Genomic DNA, 22277 nt, shown 5'->3' on the forward strand with positions numbered 1-22277 from the left:
CACGCTAAGCGCTGCCCCGCCGCCGATGACGCTCCGGGCACCTCGGCGGGCGTACGGGCGGCGTTCCGGATCTCCTCGGCGGCCGTCCCTCAGCGGTCGTACTTCGTGTCCGCCGACGGGTCCAGCGCCAGCCGGTAGCCGCGTTTGACGACCGTCTGGATCAGCCGGGGCGCGCCCAGCGCCGTGCGCAGCCGGGCCATCGCGGTCTCCACCGCGTGCTCGTCGGTGCCGCTGCCGGGCAGGACCCGCAGCAGGTCGGCGCGGGCCACCACCCAGCCGGGGCGGCGGGCCAGCGCGTGCAGGAGGGCCATGCCCGCGGGCGGCACCGCGCGCAGCTCGCCGTCGACGAGGACGGCGTGGCCCCGGATCTCGACCCGGTGGCCGGCGACGGGCAGGACGCGGGCGGTGAGGGGGAGCCGGGCGCACATCAGCTGGACGAGGGGGCCGAGCCGGAAGCGTTCCGGCTGGAGGGTGTCGATGCCCCGGGCCTGGAGCGGGAGGGCGGTGACCGGTCCGACGCAGGCGACCAGCACGTCGTCGCGCAGGGCGCCGAGGATCTCCGGGAGCAGTCCGCGCGTCTCGGCGCGGCCCAGGAACGAGGCGGCGGCGGGGGCGCTGGTGAAGGTGATCGCGTCCAGGCCCCGGGCGGCCGTGACGTCGAGCATCCGGTCGAGCGGGGCGAGGTCCTGCGGGGGCATCCAGCGGTAGACGGGGACGACGACGACGTCGGCGCCCGCGGCGGTCAGGGACTCGACGAAGCCGGGCAGCGGTTCGCCGTGCAGCTGGAGGGCGATCCGGCGTCCGGCGACGCCTTCGGCGAGGAGCCGGTCGAGGACCTCGGCCATCGATTCGGACCCGGGCGACCAGGCCTCGGTCAGCCCGGCGGCCCGGACGGCGCCCTTGACCTTGGGGCCCCGGGCGAGGAGTTCGACCCCCCTCAGCGTCTTCAGCAGGGCGTCGCCGACGCCCCAGCCGTCGGCCGCCTCGATCCAGCCGCGGAAACCGATCGCGGTGGTGGCGACCGCCACGTCGGGGGCGTGGCCGATCAGCTGCTGGGTGGCGGCGAGGAGTTCGCTGTCGTCGGCGAGCTGCACGATCCGCAGGGCGGGGGCGTGCAGGACGGCGGCTCCGCGGCGTTTGAGGAGGGTGGCGAGCTCCTCGGCGCGGCGGGCCGCGGTCACCCCGACGGTGAAGCCCGCGAGGGGGCCGGGCGTTGTGTCGTCGTCCTGCATGGCGTGTTCCCGGCTCCTGTGGTTCCCGCTGGTACGCGATGTACGGAGGCCCGAGACTGTCAACGATGCGTGACAGGCTCGGTTCCCCCGTATTTCCCGGCCGTTACGTCGTACGACGTCAGGATGTCGTCCCGTCGTCCCGTGCGCGCTCCGGGCGACGGGCCCGACAGGTCCTACACCTCCGCGTAGCCGAGCCGGCCCCGGGTGGGCGCGGGCGCCGGGCGGCGAAGGTATACCGCCCAGGTGAGGGTGGAGCACACCCCGTAGAAGGCGAGGAAGGACCAGAACGCCGCGGTTCCGGTGCCGGAGGCTTGGAAGGACTGGCGGAAGGCGAGGTTGATGGCCAGGCCGCCGAGCGCGCCGACGGCCCCGATGAGGCCCATGGCGGCGCCGGAGAGCCGCCGTCCGCGGGCGGCCGCGGCCTCCGCGTCGAGCCCCCGGGCGAGGGCCTTGGCGTGGAAGATGCCGGGGATCATCTTGTACGTCGATCCGTTGCCGAGGCCCGTCAGGACGAACAGGGCGGTGAAGCCGGTGAGGAAGACGGGCAGCGAGGCGTTCCCCGAGGCCTGGATGACGACGCCGGTGGCGGCGGCCATCGCGGCGAAGGTGGCCAGGGTGATGCGCGCGCCGCCGTAGCGGTCGGCGAGCCGGCCTCCGACGGGCCGGATCAGGGAGCCCAGCAGCGGGCCGACGAAGGTGAGCGAGGCGGCCTGGAGCGGGGTCCGGCCGAACTGGGTCTGGAGCACCAGGCCGAAGGCGAAGCTGTAGCCGATGAACGAGCCGAAGGTGCCGATGTAGAGGACCGCCATGATCCAGGTGTGCGGGTCGCGGACGGCTTCCAGCGCGGCCCCGGTGTCGTTCTTCACGGGCCGGAGGTTGTCCATGTACAGGACGGCGCAGACGGCGGCGAGGACGATCAGCGGGAGGTACACCCCGAGGACGATCCGGGGGTGCGAGGCCCCGAGCGTGCCGATGACGAGCAGGCCGACGAGCTGGACGACGGGGACGCCGATGTTGCCGCCGCCCGCGTTCAGGCCGAGCGCCCAGCCCTTCTCGCGCAGCGGGAAGAAGGCGTTGATGTTGGTCATCGACGAGGCGAAGTTGCCGCCGCCGATCCCGGTGAGCGCCGCGACCGCGACGAAGGTGGCGTAGGAGGTCCCGGGCTCCATCACCCAGAACGCGGCCAGGGTCGGGACGAGCAGGCCCACCGCGCTGAAGACCGTCCAGTTGCGGCCGCCGAAGCGGGCGACGGCGAAGGTGTACGGCACCCGCACCAGCGCGCCGACCAGGGTCGCGGTCGAGATGAGGAAGAACTTCCCGGCCGGGTCGATGCCGTACTCCGGTCCCATGAACAGGACCATCACCGACCAGAGGGTCCAGACGGAGAATCCGATGTGCTCGGAGAGCACGGAGAACCACAGGTTGCGGCGGGCGACGCGTTCGCCCTCCTCCTGCCAGAACGTCTCGTCCTCCGGCTCCCAGGTCTCGATCCAACGGCCTGCCATCACGCGCCTCCACAGGGGGTCGGGGTGGTGTCCCCGTCGCATCGGGGTGTCGTCCCGACGCTAGGGAGCGCGCGTTTCGGCGTGGTGCCGTGAGGTGACCGGTGCGCAACCTTGCTCTCACCGGGACGTTCCCGATCCGGTGAGATGCGGTGTCCGCTACCGCCTGCCGTCCGGCCAGAGCTGCGGCCGGCGCCTGGCGGCGGCGTCCTCGGCCCAGCCGAAGGCGAGGACGCAGAGCGCGATGAGGGCCCAGGTGATCAGCAGCACGGGCACCCAGCTCTCCAGCAGCCAGGGCACGTGCTCGCTGAGGGCGTCGACGGACCAGAGCCGGTCGTAGAGCGTGGCGGCGGTGAGGATGCAGACGTTGTGCCAGAGGTAGACGGTCACCGCCCGCGAGTTGAGCAGGGTGATGGGCCGGGCGAAGGGGCGCAGCCGCTTCGGCCACACGGTCCAGGCGGGGCTGAGGTGCAGCAGGAGCAGGACGCAGCCGAAGGACCACAGGGCCTGGGCGAGCGGGATGGAGTCCAGGTCGAAACCGCTGCGGAAGCCCTCGTGGCTCGCCCACCACAGTCCCGCGCCCGCGAAGAGCGGGGCGATCGACGGCACGACGTAGGCGGGCAGCCGTTTCAGGACGCCTTCCTGGTGGGCCATGCCGAGGACCCAGCAGGCGCCGAAGGTGGAGAAGTCGGTGATCGCGGAGTCGAGGCGGTCGGTGGTGGAGAACAGCTCCAGGCGCATGACGACGGCCAGCACGAGCGGCGCGAGCAGCGTCGGCCACGGCAGCCTGCGCAGGCCCCGCAGGATCGGCGGGGAGAGCAGGACGAACCACAGGTAGGCGCGGATGTACCAGAGCGGCCCGGCCAGCTCCTCGGGCCAGCTCGCGCCGATGAAGCCGTCGACGCCCGCCACGTCGTACGCGTACGGCGGATCGCTGAGCGGCAGCACCCAGTACAGGAGGTGCTGCCACCACCAGCCCGGATGGCCCTCGGCGTCCGGGCCCCAGCCCTGGGCGACCATGCCGGTCACGCCGATCGCGCCGAGCAGCCACAGCGGCGGCAGGAGCCGGCGGACCCGGCCCCGGATCACCTGGAGGGCGGGCCGTTCCAGCGAGCGTGCCATCAGCGTGCCGGCCAGGGCGAACATGACGCCGATCGACGGGAAGACGATGGGCAGCCAGGCCCAGCCGGTCAGGTGGTAGAGGACGACGCGGAAGAGGGCGAGGGCCCGCAGCAGGTCGAAGTACCGGTCGCGGGCGGGCTTCACGGGGGCGGGCTGCGGCGGGGCCGTGAGGTCCGGGACGGTCCTCGGCAGGGGCGGGGCGGTCATACGTAGGGCCTCCGGTCCGGGCTGCGGTCGCTGACCGACCCCGCGTCGACGGGCCGCGGGCGCGGGCCGGACGAGCCGCCGGGGGCCTCCACCGCGCCCGTGCGGCGCAGCTTCTGCCAGCGCAGCCGGCCGCCGGTGAGCGCGGTGATCCAGGACTGGAGCAGCACGACGTACATGAGCTGGCGGTAGAGGATCTGCTGGAGCGGCAGCGAGATCAGGTGTGTCATGCGCTCCTTGTCCAGCCGGAACGCGTACGCGGCGCACACCGCCTGGACGACCAGGACGCCGAACCACGCGGCGACGGTCTTGCCGGTGGGGCCGAAGACCAGCCCGTACAGCAGGAACACGTCGATCAGGGGGGCCAGCAGCGGGGCGAGGACCATGAAGAGGGAGACGAACGGCAGACCGACCCGGCCGAAGCGGCCCGAGGGCCCGCGTTCGACGACCGCGCGGCGGTGCTTCCAGATGGCCTGCATGGTGCCGTAGCTCCACCGGTAGCGCTGCGACCACAGCTGCTGCACCGACTCCGGGGCCTCGGTCCAGGCGCGGGCGTTCTCCGTGTAGACGACGCGCCAGCCGTCCCGGTGCAGGGCCATGGTGACGTCGGTGTCCTCGGCGAGGGTGTCCTCGCTCATCCCGCCGACCCGGTCCAGGGCCTCGCGGCGGAACGCGCCGACGGCCCCGGGGATGGTGGGCATGCAGCCGAGCACGTCGTACATCCGGCGGTCCAGGTTGAAGCCCATCACGTACTCGATGTGCTGCCAGGCGCCGATGAGGGAGTCGCGGTTGCCGACCTTGGCGTTGCCCGCGACGGCTCCGACCCGGGGGTCGCCGAAGGGCTGGACCAGCTCGCGGACCGTGGCCGGTTCGAAGACGGTGTCGCCGTCCATCATCACGACGATGTCGTAACGGGCGTGCCGGATGCCGTTGTTGAGGGCGGCGGGTTTGCCCGCGTTCCGCTGGCGCACGACCCGTACGCGGGGCAGCCGCATGGCCTCGACGAGGTCGGCGGTGCCGTCCGTGGAGCCGTCGTCGATGACGATGATCTCGATGGGGTGCTCACTGGCGGCCAGGGAGCGCACGGTCGCCTCGATGCACGCGCGTTCGTTGTACGCGGGGACGAGGACGGAGACCGGGCGGGCGACGGGCGGGCCCCAGCTGAAGTCCCTGCGGCGGACCTTGCGGGCGTGCAGGAACGAGAGCAGCAGCATCAGCCCGAAGCGGGCGAGGACCAGGACGCCGATGACGGCGAGCCCGACGACCAGGACACCGGTGACCCGCCCGGACACGGCGACGGCGCCGACGAACGCCTTGCCCTTCCACAGCGCGAATCCGGTGACCGGGGTGTGCGCGCTGGGGGCGTCGAGGGCGGTGGTGAGGCGGGTGAAGGTGTAGCCCCGCTCCTTGAGGTCCGGCAGCAGGGTGTCGAGCGCGGCCACGGTCTGCGAGCGGTCGCCGCCGGAGTCGTGCATGAGGATGATCGCGCCCTTGCCGTCCTTCGGCGTGGCCCGCTCGACGATGGCGCGGACGCCGGGGCGCTTCCAGTCCTCGCTGTCGGTGTCGTTGACCACGGTGAGATAGCCGCGGCTGCCGATGTACTCGGTGACCGGCCAGGACGTGTTGTCCATGGCGTACGAGAAGGAGGAGTAGGGCGGCCGGAAGAGCGAGGTGCGGATGCCCGCCGCGCCCGCGAGCGCCAGCTGGTTCTGCGACAGCTCCCAGTCGATGCGCGCGGTGGACTGGTAGGAGAGGTCGGGGTGGTTGAAGGTGTGCAGCCCGATCTCGTGCCCCTCGGCGACCATCCGCTCGACCAGGCCGGGGTAGCGGGCGGCCATGTTGCCGGTGACGAAGAAGACGCCGTGGGCGTCGTACTCCTTCAGCTTGTCGAGCACCTTCGGCGTCCACACCGGGTCCGGCCCGTCGTCGAAGGTCAGGACGATCCGGCGGTCGGGTACGCGCAGGGTCTCGGCGTCGCCGGAACGGACGTCGATGACGGGCCCGCCGTCGCGGACGTCGTCGGGCACCCGGGTGGTGCGGTCGGCGCCGCGGACCCGGTGGTCGGCGAGGATCTCGTTGTGCACGTATCCGCGCAGCATCAGCATCGCGAGCAGGGCGACGAGGAACGTCGTCGGCAGGAGATAGCGCATGGGGAGCCTGAACCGGCTCCGGCCGCGTGGCGCTTTCCTCGATCTGCCGTGCCTGCCCCGCGTGGCGGGGGAGTTCATCTTTACGGGGCGCTCTCTTCTTGCACCGGCTGGTCGGGATTCTCGGCGGGAGCGGTCGTCGTCGGGCCGGACGGCCCGGGCTCGGGGGGCGGCGGTGTGGGGTCGACCGGTGGCTCGGCGGTCGAGGTCGTGGGATCCGGTTTCGCGGCACCGCCCGTTCCGCCCGTTCCGGTGGAACGGGACGGGTCGGCGGAGACCGGTGCGGAGGAGGTGCCGGCCGATCCGGCGGGCAGCTGTGCGGACGTGGCCGACGGGGTCGCGTCGCCGGGTGTGCCGGACTCCTCGGCCGCCGCGGTGTCCGTGGCGCCGGGCCCCGGTTCCGGGGCGTCACCGCCGGACAGGCCGCCCACGGTGTCGGCGGGCGCGGGGGCCTCCTCGGCCTGCTCCGCCTTCGCCTTCTCCCCGGTCCCGGTCAGGGGCAGCAAGGGGGCGCTGGAGTTCCCGCCGAGGACGGCGAGGACCAGCGTCACGGCGTACGCGACGCAGACCGAGGCCAGGACCCAGCCGAGGCGTCGGAAGGTCTTGCTGCGGCGGCCGCTCTCGTCGACGAAGACGGGGCCGTCGGAGCCGTCCGGCGGGGCGGGTTCGCGGGGCAGTTCGGCGAGTTGACGGCCCAGCCCGTCGAGCTGGATCGTCGCGTCGTTGGGCTCATGCGTGTGCCAGGTCCGCTGACCTTCGCGCCAATTGTCCACCAGTGCAGCCCCATCCCCCACTCGGAATCAGGCACACGAAATTGACTGGTTCTTTACTGTCGGACTGAGCCCCCACCCATCCACGAACCCGGCCTTCTTGCACCCGGACGATGAATGTAGCGCACGACGTTGACGCCCAAGTGCGCCTGAACGGAGTTGATCAGGAACGGTTGCGCATCAGTGACCGATCCCCCTCGGGAAGCCACGAGCCGGGTGGCGGGACCATCCACCCTTCGGCAAGGGCCAACTGGTCAGTAGCGCTACGCAACGCGTCCGTGCCGGGATGGTTCAGACCCTTGCGCCAGACCAGCGCCAGCGGCGAAAGCGGAATCGGGTCGACGAGCGGGCGCAGCACCGTTCCGGGCGGCGCCGGGAAGCCGTCGACGGCGAGCACGGGGTGTCCGCCCTTCGACATGATGCGCTGAAATTCGGCCATGCCCACGGCGAGCGGGACGGGCGGGGCCATCGTGATGTCCCACTCGGCGAACAGCAGCGCGGCGAGGTCCGTCCACTCCCGTGTCCGCTCGTTGCCGGCCCCCGCGTAGACGGTCTCCCCGGCCAGCTCGGCCAGGGCGACGACCTCCCGCGCGGCGAGGGGATGAGCGGCGGGCAGCATCAGGGCCATCGGCTCGTACCGCACGGGGTGCACGGAGAGTCCCGCGCGCACCGCGGGGGCCAGTCCGGCGGCCCGGCCGAAGGAGGCGTCGAGCCGGCCGGCCAGGATCTCGCCGGCGGCCCAGGTGAGACCGGATTCGAAGCGGGCCATCAGCTCGCACTCCGGCACCAGTTCGCGGGCGCGCGCCAGCACCCGGGCGGCGGTCGCGCCGTCGCTGTTCAGGTCGACGAGCAGCGGCCGGGCGGGCGCACCGCTGAAGGCCCCGGCCAGTTCGGCGTGCGCGTCGAGCACCCGGCGGGCGTACGGGAGCAGGCGTTCGCCGTCCGCGGTGAGGGCGACCTGCCGGGTCGTACGGGCGAACAGCTCGGCCCCCAGCTCCCGCTCCAGCCGCCGGATGTCCCGGCTCAGCGCCTGCTGCGCGACGAAGAGGCGGGCGGCGGCCCGGGTGAAGTGCAGTTCGTCGGCGACGGCGAGGAAGGCACGCAGGAGACGGGGGTCGGTGTCGGCTGGGGGCACCTCGCGAATCTACCGCGCGGGGCGTCATTCACAACACGGACGCGTCAATCGGGGCGAAGAAGGTGTTGGACCGGGGCGGCGGGGCACGGCCAGCCTGGTCGGATGCCGACACCGATATCCCCCGCCGCCGCCGTCTGCCCTGATTCCGCTTCCCGGCCGGAGACCGGCCCGCGGCCGGAGTCCGCTCCCCGGGCGGCCCCGTCCCGCCGGACCGTCGCGCCCCGGCCCGCCCGGCCCGCCCCGGCCGCCCGCCCGGAGCGGGCCGCCGCGCCGCCGCGCACTCCCCTGCTCGCCGTCTCCGGCGGCCAGTTGGTCGCGGCCCCGCGCCCCGCGCCCGGGGGCTCCGGTCCGGGCCGTCCGTGGAGCGCCGGGGGCGCCGGGCGACGGCGGTCGGCGAACCCGTACCTCCGGCTGCTGGCGACCCCCGGGGCCCGGGCGTTCACCGCGGGCAACCTGATCGCCCGGCTGCCGATGGGGATGTTCAGCGTCAGCGCGGTCATCATGATCGCCGGATCCCGGGGGTCGTACGCCCTGGCCGGGGCCGTCACCGCGACCGGGCTGGCCGCCACCGCGGTCGTCGCGCCCTTCACCGCCCGGCTCGTGGACCGCTACGGGCAGGCGCGGATCGCGGTGCCCGCCACCGCGCTCGCCGTGCTGGGCTCGCTGGCCCTGGTTCTCTGCGTGCGCTACGGGGCCCCGGCCTGGACGCTGTTCGCCGCGTACGCCGCGACCGCGACGACCCCGAACACCGGCGGGATGTCGCGGGCCCGCTGGGCGCATCTGCACCGGGGCGACCCGGCGGCCCTGCACACCGCGAACTCCTTCGAACAGGCCGCCGACGAGCTGTGCTTCATGCTGGGCCCGGTGCTGGCCGCGACGCTCTGCGGGGCGCTGTTCCCGGAGGCGGGCACGCTGGTGGGGGCGGTGCTCCTGATGAGCGGCGTCCTGGTCTTCGCCGCCCAGCGCGCCACGGAACCGCCCGTCACCCCCCGTACGAGGACCGTGGCGTCGCCCCTGCGGACGCCGGGGATGCCCGCGCTGCTGGCGGTCTTCCTCGCGACGGGGGCGGTGTTCGGGGCGATGGAGGTGGTCTCCATCGCGCATGCCGGGGGCGCGATCCTGGCGCTCCAGGCGGCCGGGTCGTGCGTGGCGGGCCTGGTCTACGGTTCGCTGCGGCCCGCCCGGAACGTCCGCCTCAGGCTGCTGCTGTGCCTGGCCGGGATGACGGCGCTGATGTCCCTGCCGCTGCTGGCCGCCACCGGCTCCGCCCCGCTGCCGGTCCTGGCGCTCTGCCTGCTGGTGGCGGGGGCGGCCACGGCGCCGACCATGGTCACGGGCATGACGCTGGTCCAGCGGTCCACGCGCCCGGAGCAGTTGAACGAGGGCATGACGCTCGCGGTGACCGCGCTGCTCGGCGGGATCGCGGCCGGGGCGGCGGCCGGCGGCTGGCTGGTGGAGCACGCGGGCACGGTCACCGGCTACGCGGCCCCGATGTCCGCGGCGGCGCTCGCCCTGGTCATCGCGGGCGCGGGGACGGCGGTGCGGCGAGCGAGCCGAGCGGGATGACGAGGGGGCTGTGCGAGACCGGGTCCTCGATGACCCGGCAGGGCAGCGCGAAGACGTCCTCGACCAGCTCCTCGGTGATCAGGTCGGCGGGCGGCCCCTCCGCGACGACGGCCCCGTCCTTCATCGCGATGACGTGGGTGCCGTAGCGGGCGGCCTGGTTCAGGTCGTGCAGGACGGCGACGAGCGTGCGGCCCTCCCGGTTGAGCCGCTGGAACAGCTCCAGCAGCTCGATCTGGTGGGCGATGTCGAGGAAGGTCGTCGGTTCGTCGAGCAGCAGCAGCGGGGTCTCCTGGGCCAGCACCATCGCCACCCAGACCCGCTGGCGCTGCCCGCCGGACAGCTCGTCGACCGGCCACCCGGAGAGTTCGGCGACGCTGGTCTCCTCCATCGCCCGGACGACCGCCTCCTCGTCCTCCCTCGACCACTGCTTGATCAGCTTCTGGTGCGGATGACGGCCGCGCGCGATCAGGTCGGCGACGGTGATGCCGTCGGGGGCGAGCGAGGTCTGCGGCAGGAGCCCCAGCCTGCGGGCCACTTCCCTGGACTTGTACGAGGTGATCGCCCGGCCGTCCAGGATCACCTGACCGGTGCTGGGGCGCAGCAGCTTCGACAGGCCGCGCAGGAGCGTCGACTTGCCGCAGGCGTTCGGGCCGACGATCACGGTGAAGGAACCGTCCGGGATCTCCACGGAGAGGTTCGGCGGCCGCCCTCGCGGGCCGTACGGGCGTGGTCATCGCCCACCGCCTGAGCCAGGCCGCCCGCGCCGACCGGATCGTGGTCATGGACGCCGGACGGATCGTCGCATCCGGTACGCACACGGAACTCGCGGCGGCCGAAGGCCCGTACGCCCGGCTCTGGGAGGCGTGGAACCACGCGCGGTGACAGGGCCGTCGGACACGGAAAAAGCCTCCGCCCCGCGAGTGGACTCGCGGGGCGGAGGCTTACATGGGGTGGTGGAGATGGCGGGAATCGAACCCGCGTCCAACGGTGCGGAACCAGGGCTTCTCCGAGTGCAGTTCGCTGCGCTTTTCTCGGCCCCGGAGGTCACGCGAACAAGCCTCCGACAGGCCCAGCCACTGTTTGATTTCCTTCTCGGCCCCGTGGCCGGGCCGAGAAGTTTAGATCCCTAGTTGATGCCAGGATCCGGGTCGGGATCACCCCCGGGCTGACACTCCGCAGAGTCTTCGCTTAGCTGCTAATTAGGCAGCGAGGGCGAAGGCGGAGGAATCGCGCTTGGAATTGGCGATTATTGTTTGCGACATATGGTTTACGAGATCATTGCCGCTTCCTCGACTCGCTTCCCCTGCTTCGACATCCGCTGTCGAAACCGATCATCCCCATGTTGATTTTTCAAAACGCGCACCTTCGCTGAGGTGCACGGCCCATCGTACGTGACCAACGCCGGACGATGCCACCGTATTCCTGCCCGGCCGCCGGCCCCGCCCGGACAGGCCCCGCTCAGGCGCTGCGCTGCCGCCGGCGGGCCGCCGAGATGGCGCGGTTCGTCTCCCGCGTGTCCTGCTTCTCGCGGAGCGTCTGCCGCTTGTCGTACTCCTTCTTGCCCTTCGCGAGCGCGATCTCGACCTTGACCCGGCCGTCCTTGAAGTACAGCGCGAGCGGCACGATCGTGTGGCCCGTCTCCTGCGACTTCGACTCCAGCTTGTCGATCTCGGCCCGGTGCAGCAGCAGCTTGCGCTTCCGCTTGGCCGCGTGGTTGGTCCAGGTGCCCTGGACGTACTCGGGTACGTGGATGTTGTGGAGCCAGGCCTCGTGGTCGTCGATCTGGACGAAGCCGTCGACCAGGGAGGCCCGTCCCATGCGCAGGGACTTGACCTCCGTACCCATGAGGACGAGGCCGCACTCGTAGGTGTCGAGGATCGTGTAGTCGTGCCGCGCCTTCTTGTTCTGCGCGATCATCTTGCGCCCGGTGTCTTTTTCCTTCGCCATAGTGCGGTCATTTTCGCACTACGACCCACCCCCGAGGCCACTCAATACCGTCTCGGCCCGCTGCTGGGCCCTCTCCCCCACCACGAGGTCGGGTGTGATGCCCCGGCCGTCGACGTTCCGGCCGCCCGGCGTGCGGTAGTGGCCGACGGTCAGCTCGGCCACCGAACCTCCCGGCAGCTCGCTGGGCATCTGCACGGAGCCCTTGCCGAAGGTGGGCGAGCCGACGGTGACCGCGCGGCCCCGGTCCTGGAGCGCACCGGTCAGCAGCTCGGCGGCGCTCATCGTGCCGCCGTCGACCAGGACGACGACCGGCCGGTCCGTGTCACCGCCCGGCTCGGCGTACAGGGCCTGCTGCTCCCCGCGCACGTCGTAGGTGGCGACCAGGCCGCCGTCCAGGAAGGCGGAGGCGGCGACGACGGCCTCGGTGACGAGCCCGCCGGAGTTGGCGCGCAGGTCGAGCAGTATCCCCGCGCCGTCGGGAGCCCCGCGGACCGCTTCCCGGACTTCGGCCCCGGCGCCCTTGGTGAAGGCCGCGACCTTGACCAGGACCGCCGACGACGGCTCCGCCCCCAGCCGCCGCACGGTGACCGCCTCGGCGGTCAGCCGGGCCCGCCGAAGGGTCTCCGTCCAGCTCCGGCCCTCCCGGACCAGGCCCAGCTCCACCGGGCTGCCCGCGGCCGCGCCCGTACCGTCGCCGCGCAGCAACGCGACGACCTCAGCGACGGGACGCTTGCCGACCGCGCGGCCGTCCAGGGTGCGCAGCACGTCGCCGGCGCGGATGCCGGCCCGGTCGGCGGGGCCCCCGGCCTGCACGCGGGACACGGTGACGTCGCCGTGGGCCGTGCGCCGGGCGGAGAGCCCGACGCCGGTGTAGGAGCCGTCCAGCGCCTGCTCGAACTCCTCGTACTCCCGCTGGTCGTAGACCGCGCCCCAGCGGTCCCCGCTCCGGCTGACCACTTCCTCCGCGGCGTCCTTCGCGGACTTCCCGTCCGCCTCGGCCTCGGCGGCGGCGTCCTCGATCTCGTCGCGGTCGACCGGGGCGACGGTGGAGGAGACGGCACGGGTCTGCGGCCCGGCCCCGGGGCCGGGTTCCCGCGGCAGCGAACCGGTCGCGGCGGCGGTGGCGAGAGCACACCCGAAGACCAAGGTCAGGGCCGCCCCGCGGCAGAGGCCGCGGGGCCGGAAGCGGTGCGAACAACCCGACATGACGCCGAGTCTAGGACAGGCCCCCTGGGGCGCACGGGCGATCACCCGTGCGCCCCAGGGGGCACATGTCACACCTTCAGGTACTTGCGCAGCGCGAACAGAGCGGCGACGGCGGGCATCAGCAGGCCGATCGCGAGCACCAGCGGGAGCTTGGTGAGGACCGCGTCCCAGCCGATGAAGTTGATCAGGTTCAGCTTCTCCTGGAGCGCGAGGCCGCCGTCGATCAGGAAGTACCGTCCGCCGAGCAGCATGGCGCAGGCCAGCACGCCGCCGATCAGGCCGGCGACGGCCGCCTCCATGATGAAGGGGGCCTGGATGTAGAAGCCGGAGGCCCCGACCAGGCGCATGATGCCCGTCTCACGTCTCCGGCTGAACGCGGAGACGCGCACGGTGTTGACGATCAGGATCAGCGCGATGACCAGCATCAGGATCATCACGTAGATCGCGACGACGTTCATGCCGTTCATCAGCTCGAAGAGGTTGTCCAGGATGGACCGTTGGTCCTGGACGGACTGCACCCCGTCCCGCCCGGCGAAGGCCGTCGCGACGACCTTGTACTTCTGCGGGTCCTTGAGTTTGACCCGGAAGGACTCCTGCATCTGGTCGGGCGTGATGTTGCCCGCCATCGGGGAGTCGCCGAACTGCTCCTGGTAGTGCTTGTACGCCTCGTCGACCGTCTCGAAGTGGACCGGCTTCTCGACGGCGTCCATCTTCTCCAGGTCGGACTTGATCTGGTCCTTCTGCTCCTTGGTGACAGCCCCCTTGGCACACTTGGGCATGTCCTTGGCGTCGTTCTTGTTGCAGAGGAAGATCGAGACGTTGACCTTGTCGTACCAGTAGTCCTTCATCGTGCTGACCTGCTCGCGCATCAGCAGCGCACCGCCGAACAGGGCGAGCGAGAGGGCGACGGAGACCACGACCGCGAAGGTCATCGTGAGGTTGCGGCGAAGACCGACGCCGATCTCCGACAGGACGAACTGGGCGCGCATGGCGTCCTTTCAGTACTCGATGCTCGAAATGCACGAAGGGCCGGAGCCCTTCGGTCAGTGCTGGTAGCCGTAGACGCCGCGTGCCTGGTCGCGTACGAGACGGCCCTGCTCGAGCTCGATGACGCGCTTGCGCATCTGGTCGACGATGTTCTGGTCGTGGGTCGCCATGATCACGGTGGTGCCGGTCCGGTTGATCCGGTCCAGCAGCTTCATGATGCCCACCGAGGTCTGCGGGTCGAGGTTGCCGGTCGGCTCGTCCGCGATCAGCAGCATGGGGCGGTTCACGAAGGCACGGGCGATGGCCACGCGCTGCTGCTCACCACCGGAGAGCTCACCGGGCATCCGCTCCTCCTTGCCGCCGAGGCCGACGAGGTCGAGGACCTGGGGCACGGCCTTGCGGATCTCGCCGCGGGGCTTGCCGATGACCTCCTGGGCGAAGGCCACGTTCTCCGCGACCGTCTTGTTGGGCAGCAGGCGGAAGTCCTGGAAGACCGTCCCCAGCTGGCGGCGCATCTGCGGCACCTTCCAGTTGGACAGCCGCGCGAGATCCTTGCCGAGCACGTGGACCATGCCCGTGCTGGCGCGCTCCTCGCGCAGGATCAGTCGCATGAAGGTCGACTTGCCGGAGCCGGAGGACCCCACCAGGAAGACGAACTCACCCTTCTCGATGTCCAACGAGACATCGCGCAGAGCCGGTCGGGTCTGCTTCGGGTAGGTCTTGGAGACGTTGTCGAATCGGATCACGGATGCACCACGGTCGGCCGGGAGTAGGTGAGCGTGACCATACGCGAACCGGGCTCACGCGTGCAGGCGGCGTCCGGCAATGGGCGTTTTATGGCGGATCCGCACCTGGAACGAAACGGGTCGTGCCGGACCTTGTCCGGCGGGCCGCGCCGAAATCGCCGCGAGCTGGCACAGTGGTAGGGGGAACGGTTGCGTTGCCGTGAGCGTTGTGCGGAGTGGAAGCAGCAAGCGGCTCCGCCGCGCGGGAGGAGGAATGCGCATGACCTATGACCGACTGGTGTGCGCGAACTGCGCGTCCCCCGTCAGCGAGGGCCGCTGCCGTGTCTGCCGTGCCGTGCGGCAGCAGATGCTGGAGGAGCAGGGCCAGGGCCCGCTCGCCGGAATGAGCCCGGCCATGCTGATCGCCCTGATGGTGGTGCTGCTCACCGCGCTCGCGCTGCTGGCGCACCAAGCGGCCTGATCAGGCCCGCAGCGGCCTCCGGTGCCGCCGCTCATCGCCCCTTCGGGGCCGACAGACGTATGCGTACGGCCGCCTGAGCGGTTCGGACGCGCAGAAGGGCCCAGGAGGCGTCGTAAGCCTCCCGGGCCCTTCCTCATGCCGTGCCGTGCCGTGTACGGGCCCGACCCGCGCCCTCTACGCGCCGGCAGGGTCCGCCGCGGACCTGGGGCGAAACACGCCCTAGGCGACCGTGCGACCGCCGCCGACGAGGCGCGGCAGGATGCGGAAGCCGATGCCGCCCGCGATCATCGTCGCGGCGCCGATGACCAGGAAGGTCGTCTCGGCCGCACCGGTCTCGGCGAGCTCTTCCTTGCCCTTGCTCTGCTCGACCGGCTTGTTGCCGACGCTGTCGGTGTCCGTATTGTCGGTGCACTCGGCGCCGTCGAGGTCCACGGTGCAGCCGGCGTCGTCGCCACCGGTGGTGGAATCGCCGCCGGTCGCAGAACCGCCGCCGGTCGTCGAGCCACCATCGGTGGAGCCGCCGGAGGTGCTGGTGCCACCGGAGGTGCTGGTGCCACCGGAGGTGCTGGTGCCACCGTTGTTGCTGGTGCCACCGTTGTTGCTGGTGCCACCGTTGTTGCTGGTGCCACCGTTGTTGCTGGTGCCACCGTTGTTGCTGGTGCCACCGTTGTTGCTGGTGCCACCGTTGTTGCTGGTGCCGCCCTGGTTGCCACCCTCAACGGCGCCCTCGACGCCGCCCTGGTTGCCACCCTCGACAGCGCCCTCGACGCCGCCCTGGTTGCCACCCTCAACGGCGCCCTCGACGCCGCCCTGGTTGCCACCCTCAACGGCGCCCTCGACGCCGCCCTGGTTGCCACCCTCGACAGCGCCCTCGACGCCGCCCTGGTTGCCACCCTCGACAGCGCCCTCGACGCCGCCCTGGTTGCCACCCTCGACAGCGCCCTCGACGCCGCCCTGGTTGCCACCCTCGACAGCGCCCTCGACGCCGCCCTGGTTGCCACCCTCGACAGCGCCCTCGGCAGCACCGCCGTCGGCGCCCGCGTCGACGCCGCCCGGGTCACCACCCTCGGTGGCGCCCTCCAGCACGCCCGTCTGGACCTCGACGTCGGCGACGCCGGTGTCGACGCCGATGCCGATCGCCTGCGCGGCACCGGCCGCGGTCAGCGAGGCACCCGCGGCGATGACCGCACCAGCGGCGATCCGCGCGACGCGCATACGCGTCTTCTTCGTCATGTGTTGCTACCCCCAGTAGCCGATCTCGTCAGTGGAGCAGCCATATGCGGGTCGCGGCCCTGCGGGGAATCGCTCTCGGCAAGGCCACGTCGTGTCGTGGTCACCCCGCCAGCCCCCCGGTTCACAGCCGTCCCAGATATACGCATGCTGCTCTAGCACCCTGGCCAGAGTTAAGGACTACGTCAAGGCCGTTCCGTGCACTAGGTGTTCTGTCCAGGGAGGTTGTGGACGGGTGAGGCAGGTCTCGGCTGAGGGGTCTTGAACGGGTGAGGACCTTCCGGGTTCGGTGTGGATTGCGACATCTCCACCAAACGATCAGAAGGCCCTCATGCCCCACCGTAATGCACCCTTGACCGAGACCGGACGCCTGCGTCTGGCCCGCTGCGTGGTCGAGGACGGCTGGCCTCTGCGCCGGGCCGCCGAACGCTTCCAGGTCTCGCCCACCACTGCCCAGCGGTGGGCCGCCCGCTACCGGGCCATGGGCCAGGCCGGCATGAGCGACCGTTCCTGCCGTCCGCACCGCAGCCCCCGCCGCACCCCGACCCGCACCGAACGCCGGATCATCAAGGTCCGCATTACCCGCCGCTGGGGGCCGGCTCGCATCGCGGGCCTGCTGAACCTGCCCGCCTCCACCGTCCATCGCGTGCTGACCCGCTTCGGCCTGGCCCGCCTCGCACACCTCGACCGGGTCACCGGGACCGTCATACGCCGCTACGAACGCGACCGGCCCGGCGAACTCGTCCACGTCGACATCAAGAAGCTGGGAAACATCCCCGACGGCGGCGGCCACAAGACCCTCGGCCGCCAGGCCGGCCGCAAGAATCGCAAGAACGCCGGCTACAGCTACATCCACACCGCCGTCGACGACCACTCCCGCCTCGCCTACAGCGAGATCCACGCCGACGAGAAGAAGGAGACCGCCACCGCCTTCTGGACACGTGCACACGCCTACTTCACCAGCGTCGGGATCACCGTCGAGCGGGTCCTGACCGATAACGGCGCCTGCTACAAGTCCCACGCCTGGCGCGATGTGCTGGCGGCGGCCGGGATCACCCACAAGCGAACCCGGCCCTACCGGCCCCAGACCAACGGCAAGGTCGAACGCCTCAACCGCACGCTCCTGGACGAGTGGGCCTACGCCCGCGCCTACCGGTCAGAACAGGAACGACGCGACGCCTACCCTGCCTGGCTGCACACCTACAATCACCACCGCGGACACACCGCACTCGCAGGCAAACCACCCGCCAGCCGCGTCCCCAACCTCACTGGGCAATACAACTAGGCACCGGTATGGGGGTTCATGACGGCTATTCGGAAGCCGGACTGTGACGCATCGGGCACAGGTCCTCCGCAACGCGTGAAGGCCCGGACAGTCGCCTGTCCGGGCCCGACCTCCGTACCGCCGAGGCTACTTCTCGCTCTGCTTGCGCCAGCGGATGCCCGCTTCGACGAAACCGTCGATCTCGCCGTTGAAGACCGCTTCGGGGTTGCCCATCTCGAACTCCGTACGCAGGTCCTTGACCATCTGGTACGGGTGCAGGACGTACGAACGCATCTGGTTGCCCCAGGAGTTGCCGCCGTCGCCCTTGAGCGCGTTCATCTTCGCCTGCTCCTCCTGGCGGCGGCGCTCAAGGAGCTTCGCCTGGAGGACGTTCATCGCGGACGCCTTGTTCTGGATCTGCGAGCGCTCGTTCTGGCAGGAGACGACGATGCCGGTGGGCAGGTGGGTCAGCCGGACCGCGGAGTCCGTGGTGTTGACGCCCTGTCCGCCGGGGCCCGAGGAGCGGTACACGTCCACGCGCAGCTCGGACTCGTCGATCTCGATGTGGTCGGTCTGCTCGACGACCGGGAGCACCTCGACGCCCGCGAAGGACGTCTGACGGCGGCCCTGGTTGTCGAAGGGCGAGATGCGGACCAGGCGGTGGGTGCCCTGCTCGACGGAGAGCGTGCCGTAGGCGTACGGGACCTGGACGGCGAAGGTGGTCGACTTGATGCCGGCCTCTTCCGCGTACGCGGTCTCGTAGACCTCGGTCTTGTAGTTGTGCCGCTCCGCCCAGCGGATGTACATGCGCTGGAGCTTCTCGGCGAAGTCGGCGGCGTCCACGCCGCCCGCCTCGGCCCGGATGGTCACCAGGGCCTCGCGCGCGTCGTATTCGCCGGAGAGGAGCGTGCGGACCTCCATCTCGTCCAGCGCCTTCCGCACCGACTCCAGCTCGGCCTCGGCCTCCGCCTGGGCGTCGGCGTCGCCCTCGTCCGCGGCGAGCTCGAAGAGGACTTCGAGGTCGTCGATGCGGCCGCGCAGGGTCTCCGCCTTGCGGACCTCGGCCTGGAGGTGGGAAAGCTTGCTGGTGATCTTCTGGGCCGCCTCCGGGTCGTCCCACAGGGACGGCGCCGCAGCCTGCTCCTCGAGCGCGGCGATGTCCGCCCTCAGCGCATCCAGGTCCAGGACGGCCTCGATCGACCCCATGGTCGAGGAGAGGGACTTCAGCTCTTCGGAAATATCGACGACTGCCACGGGTCCAGCGTAACGGCTGGGCGGATGAAGCTTGCCCTCGCCCGGAAACCGGTTGCGGGTCCCGACCGGGGCGAGGGCTCCCGGAGGCTCTGCCAGGGGGCGTCCGACGTGTCCTTACGGGGTCGCCGGGGCCGAGTTCTCGCTGTCCTGGGGCGCCGGGCCCCCGTCGCCGTCGCCGCCGGCCAGCAGGCCGCCGACCACGACGGCCGCGCAGAGGGCGAGGGCGGCGACACCGAGGGTGATGCGGCGCTTGCGGACGGCCGCCGCCTTGTTGCGGGCCGAGCCGGGCCGGGGCCTGCCCGGGGCGCGGGGCGCGCGGGCCGTCCCGAGGGGGCCGCCCGCCAGCTCGTCCGGCGCGGGGACGCGCATGCTCGTGTGGGTGTCCCGGTTGGAGTCGGGAGCGGAGCCTGGCACCAGCGGGACCGCGCCGCGACGGCGGGGCTCCTCGGCGGCCGGGGTGTACTGCTGCTCGTCGTAGGCGGCGGGCTGCTGGTCGTTCTCCTCCGGGCCCGGCTCGTCCACTTCCAGCGGCGGTATCCCCGCCAGCAGGGGCAGCAGGTCGCGCAGCCGTACGGCGAGCTCCGAGGCGCGCAGCCGGGAGGCGGGCGCCTTGGCCAGGCACTGGACCAGGAGCTGCCAGAGCTCCTCGGGGATGCCGGGGAGCGGGACGACGGTCTCGGTGACGTGGCGGCGCAGGACCGCGCCGGGGTGGCCGCCGCCGAAGGGCGTGAATCCGGCGAGCAGCTCGTAGAGCACGGTCGCCAGGGCGTAGATGTCGACGGCGGCGCGCGGCGGGAGGCCTTCGACGATCTCGGGGGCCAGGTAGTCCGGCGTACCGATGATCTTCGTGGCCTTGGTGCGGCGCGGGGTGTCGATCAGCTTGGCGACGCCGAAGTCGGTGAGCAGGGCCGGGTGCGCGCCGCCGGGGCCGAGCGGGCCCTCCATGTCGAGCAGGATGTTCTCCGGCTTGACGTCCCGGTGGACGATCTGGGCCTTGTGCGCGGCGGCGAGCCCGTCGGCGACGTCCGCGATGATCGCGACGGCGGCCTCGGGGGCGAGACGGCGTTCGCGGTCCAGGCGGGTGCGCAGGTCGGTGCCGCGCACGAGTGTCATGACCAGGGCCAGGTCGTTGCCGTCCACGACGAGGTCCCGGACGGCGACCACGTGCGGGTGGTCGAGCCCGAGCAGGGCGGTGCGCTCCTGCACGAAGCGGCCCACGAGCTCCTGGTCGGACGCGAGGTCCTCACGGAGCAGCTTGATGGCGACCGGGCCCTCGGGCCCTTCGCCGAGCCATACCGTGCCGGCGCTGCCGCGCCCCAGGATCTGGTGGGCCGTGTACCGGCTGCCGATATTCCGTGCCAAGACTGCTCCCTCAGCGGCTGGCGGTGGACCCCCGATCGACAAAGCTACGCGGCGTCCGGGGTGTCACGCGCCCTGGATGGCGCCGACCTTCACTTCTCGGGGCCAAATAGGCCCTGGGAAGTCGACAAAGGGACAGAGTTACGGGTCGGACCCGCCCGGCCGGCAGAGGTCGGGCCGGCCCGGCCGGTGCGGGTCGGGTCCGCCCGACCGTGCCCGGCGAGCACCGCCCGACCGTCGCGGGTCGGGCGGCGTCCGGTCGTTTCGGGTCAGGCCCCGCCCGAGCTGCCCGTGCTCTCGCCGAGCTCGGAGATCCAGCCGGTGACCGTGCCGATCGCGTCGCCGATCGCCTCCCAGTAGCCCTTGCCCTGGGCGACCCATTCCTGGAGCGGGGTCAGCTCCCAGATGAGCCAGCCGGCGACGATCAGGAGCACCACGGTGAACAGGCAGCCCTTGAGGCAGCCGAGTCCGGGGATGCGCATCGGGTTGGCGCCGCGCTGCCTCGGCGGACGCGGCTCGCGCGGTGGGCGCGCGGCCGGCTGCTGGGGCTGTTGCGGCTGCGGAGGCGCGTACTGCTGCCGCTGGGGCTGCTGCGGCGGCTGGTAGCGCTGAGGCTGATGCTGCTGCTGGTGTTGCTGTTGCTGCGGCGGGTACTGCTGGTGCTGCGGAGGCGGCTGGCGGCGCTGGGGCGACTGCTGCTGGTGCTGCTGATGCTGCGGCGGCTGCTGCTGGCGCTGCGGGCGGCGCCGCAGGGGGTCCTGGCTCGGGTCGAGGTACTGGACCTGGGTCTGTTCGTTGCGGTCGCGGGCCGCCTGGAGCTGCGACTGCCAGGGGTGCGGGCCGTCCGGCTGCGGCGGCCCGTCGGGGCGCTGCGGCACGGGCGGCATGACGGACGTCGGATCGGCATGGCCGCCGGGACCGCCCTGGCCCCCGGGTCCGGACTGCGGGAGCACGCTGGTGGCGGCGGGGTCGAAGGAGCCCGCGTTGCTCGGCAGCACCTGTGTGGGGTCGGCGGCGCCCGGGGTCTCCGGGACCGCGGTGGGCGCCGGGTCGGGGGCGAGCAGGGCGCCCACCCCGTCGGCGGCGGCGATCTGGGCGGAGTTCGCGTGGACGCCGATGCCCGAGGCGACCGTACGCAGACCGCGGGCCAGGTTCTCGGCGCTGGGCCGCCGGTCCGGGTCCTTGCTCAGGCAGCGCTCTATGACCGTCCACAGCGGGGCCGGGACGTTGGAGGGACGGCGGGGCTCCTCGCTGAGGTGCCGGTGCAGGACTTCGAGGGCGGTGCCCCCGGCGAACGGCGGGCGGCCGGTGACCAGCTCGTACAGCAGGATGCCCGCGCCGTAGATGTCGACGGCAGAGGTCTGCGGGCGGCCCTCGGCGGACTCCGGCGCCACGTAGGCGGGCGTGCCGACGAACTCGTGGGTCCGGGTCAGGCCCGGGGAGTCGGCCAGGCGCGCGATGCCGAAGTCGGTGAGCATCGGGTGCATCTGGCCGTCGCGCTCGTCGACGAGCACGTTGGCCGGCTTGAGGTCGCGGTGGACGACGCCGTCGGCGTGGCTGGCGGCGAGCGCGTCCGCGATCTGCGCGGTGAGCAGGGAAGCGGCGACCGGGGTGAGCGGGCCGTTCTCGCGGAGGTAGCGGTGCAGGTCGGGGCCGTCGATCAGATCCATCACCAGGGCGAGGAGATCGCCCTCGACGACGAGGTCCCGGGTGCGCACGATGTTGGGGTGCGTGAGCCGCAGCAGGACGGAGCGCTCCCGCAGGAACCGCATCACGACATCGGCGTCGTTGGCCAGCTCCTCCTTGAGGACCTTGATGGCCACGGTCTCGCCGGGCTGACCCGCGACGGCTGCCTCGGCGCCCGCGGTCTCCCGCTGGCGGGCTCGCCAGACGGTGCCCGTGGCGCCGCGTCCGAGCGGCTCCTCGAGCAGGTACTTGCTGCCTACCGGCCGCACGTCATGCGCTCCCTGCTGATCGTGGTGCTTGCGGTCCCCCAGGGGTGTCTTGCCGCCCGGGCCCGCCCGAATGTTCCGGCCCACTGTAGTGCCGCCGAACGGGGCACCGGGTGCCCGCGTTTCGAGGGAAGACGCGCGGGCCGCGTGGAAGGTTGCCGCACGGCTGGCCACAGACCGGTCGGACGTTCGGT

Annotated in this window: 17 protein-coding genes, 1 other RNA gene and 2 pseudogenes; 4 read left to right on the forward strand and 16 right to left on the reverse strand. The window is 71.9% G+C overall.

Annotated features, from left to right (window positions below):
- Positions 1-89 precede the first annotated feature (89 nt).
- The 6 genes from OG245_RS13360 to OG245_RS13385 form a co-directional block, all read right to left on the reverse strand.
- On the reverse strand, positions 90-1232 hold the full coding sequence (locus OG245_RS13360; RefSeq protein WP_371623739.1) for a uroporphyrinogen-III synthase: 1143 nt from the start codon (positions 1230-1232) through the stop codon (positions 90-92).
- Positions 1233-1405: 173 nt separating this feature from the next.
- Entirely contained in the window at positions 1406-2737 is a 1332-nt protein-coding gene (locus tag OG245_RS13365; protein ID WP_371623740.1) for a nitrate/nitrite transporter, read from the reverse strand.
- A gap of 156 nt (positions 2738-2893) precedes the next feature.
- Positions 2894-4063, reverse strand: coding sequence for an acyltransferase family protein (locus OG245_RS13370; RefSeq protein WP_371623741.1), 1170 nt, complete (start codon positions 4061-4063; stop codon positions 2894-2896).
- Complete coding sequence (locus OG245_RS13375; protein ID WP_371623742.1) at positions 4060-6288, reverse strand: glycosyltransferase; 2229 nt, start codon at positions 6286-6288, stop codon at positions 4060-4062. Before OG245_RS13375 ends, OG245_RS13370 begins: the two co-directional genes overlap by 4 nt.
- A gap of 2 nt (positions 6289-6290) precedes the next feature.
- The gene (locus OG245_RS13380) at positions 6291-6980 is read right to left on the reverse strand and encodes a hypothetical protein (RefSeq protein ID WP_371623743.1); all 690 of its coding nucleotides are present in this window, start codon (positions 6978-6980) and stop codon (positions 6291-6293) included.
- A 160-nt stretch (positions 6981-7140) separates the two neighbouring features.
- A complete protein-coding gene (locus tag OG245_RS13385) occupies positions 7141-8112 on the reverse strand; it encodes a LysR family transcriptional regulator (protein WP_371623744.1) in 972 nt (323 codons plus the stop codon).
- A gap of 102 nt (positions 8113-8214) precedes the next feature.
- Between OG245_RS13385 and OG245_RS13390 the strand changes: the two genes are divergently transcribed.
- Positions 8215-9678, forward strand: a complete 1464-nt coding sequence (locus tag OG245_RS13390; RefSeq protein WP_371623745.1) for an MFS transporter — start codon at positions 8215-8217, stop codon at positions 9676-9678.
- On the opposite strand, the pseudogene OG245_RS13395 reads toward OG245_RS13390, so the two are convergent.
- A pseudogene (locus OG245_RS13395) lies at positions 9629-10399 on the reverse strand (ABC transporter ATP-binding protein); the annotation flags it as partial. The gene OG245_RS13390 and the pseudogene OG245_RS13395 sit on opposite strands and share 50 nt — an antisense overlap.
- 5 nt (positions 10400-10404) lie before the next feature.
- On the opposite strand from OG245_RS13395, the pseudogene OG245_RS13400 reads away from it, so the two are divergent.
- A pseudogene (locus tag OG245_RS13400) lies at positions 10405-10560 on the forward strand (hypothetical protein); the annotation flags it as partial.
- A 69-nt stretch (positions 10561-10629) separates the two neighbouring features.
- Here OG245_RS13400 and ssrA read toward each other — a convergent pair.
- From ssrA to ftsE, 5 genes are all read right to left on the reverse strand, one after another.
- Positions 10630-11017: a transfer-messenger RNA gene (gene ssrA, locus OG245_RS13405) on the reverse strand.
- Between the two features lie 119 nt (positions 11018-11136).
- A complete protein-coding gene (gene smpB / locus OG245_RS13410) occupies positions 11137-11625 on the reverse strand; it encodes an SsrA-binding protein SmpB (protein WP_030802453.1) in 489 nt (162 codons plus the stop codon).
- Between the two features lie 18 nt (positions 11626-11643).
- On the reverse strand, positions 11644-12831 hold the full coding sequence (locus OG245_RS13415; protein WP_371623746.1) for a S41 family peptidase: 1188 nt from the start codon (positions 12829-12831) through the stop codon (positions 11644-11646).
- A 68-nt stretch (positions 12832-12899) separates the two neighbouring features.
- On the reverse strand, positions 12900-13820 hold the full coding sequence (ftsX, locus tag OG245_RS13420; protein WP_371623747.1) for a permease-like cell division protein FtsX: 921 nt from the start codon (positions 13818-13820) through the stop codon (positions 12900-12902).
- Positions 13821-13874: 54 nt separating this feature from the next.
- On the reverse strand, positions 13875-14564 hold the full coding sequence (gene ftsE / locus OG245_RS13425) for a cell division ATP-binding protein FtsE (RefSeq protein WP_003968787.1): 690 nt from the start codon (positions 14562-14564) through the stop codon (positions 13875-13877).
- A 259-nt stretch (positions 14565-14823) separates the two neighbouring features.
- Between ftsE and OG245_RS13430 the strand changes: the two genes are divergently transcribed.
- A complete protein-coding gene (locus OG245_RS13430) occupies positions 14824-15024 on the forward strand; it encodes a hypothetical protein (protein ID WP_003968786.1) in 201 nt (66 codons plus the stop codon).
- 219 nt (positions 15025-15243) lie between these two features.
- On the opposite strand, the gene OG245_RS13435 is transcribed toward OG245_RS13430, so the two are convergent.
- Positions 15244-16257, reverse strand: coding sequence for an LPXTG cell wall anchor domain-containing protein (locus OG245_RS13435; RefSeq protein ID WP_371623748.1), 1014 nt, complete (start codon positions 16255-16257; stop codon positions 15244-15246).
- 328 nt (positions 16258-16585) lie between these two features.
- Between OG245_RS13435 and OG245_RS13440 the strand changes: the two genes are divergently transcribed.
- Positions 16586-17539 carry an IS481 family transposase gene (locus OG245_RS13440; RefSeq protein ID WP_371623749.1) on the forward strand — a complete coding sequence of 318 codons (954 nt, stop codon included), beginning with the start codon at positions 16586-16588 and terminating at the stop codon, positions 17537-17539.
- A gap of 126 nt (positions 17540-17665) precedes the next feature.
- Here the strand turns inward: OG245_RS13440 and prfB are convergent, their stop codons facing one another.
- From prfB to OG245_RS13455, 3 genes are all read right to left on the reverse strand, one after another.
- Complete coding sequence (gene prfB / locus OG245_RS13445) at positions 17666-18772, reverse strand: peptide chain release factor 2 (RefSeq protein WP_217228945.1); 1107 nt, start codon at positions 18770-18772, stop codon at positions 17666-17668.
- Between the two features lie 114 nt (positions 18773-18886).
- Positions 18887-20134, reverse strand: coding sequence for a serine/threonine-protein kinase (locus OG245_RS13450; protein WP_371623750.1), 1248 nt, complete (start codon positions 20132-20134; stop codon positions 18887-18889).
- A 266-nt stretch (positions 20135-20400) separates the two neighbouring features.
- Positions 20401-22086, reverse strand: a complete 1686-nt coding sequence (locus OG245_RS13455) for a serine/threonine-protein kinase (protein WP_371623751.1) — start codon at positions 22084-22086, stop codon at positions 20401-20403.
- Positions 22087-22277: the final 191 nt, after the last annotated feature.

It is taken from the genome of Streptomyces sp. NBC_01116 (genome assembly GCF_041435495.1).
In the GTDB taxonomy this organism is placed as follows: Bacteria; Actinomycetota; Actinomycetes; order Streptomycetales; family Streptomycetaceae; genus Streptomyces.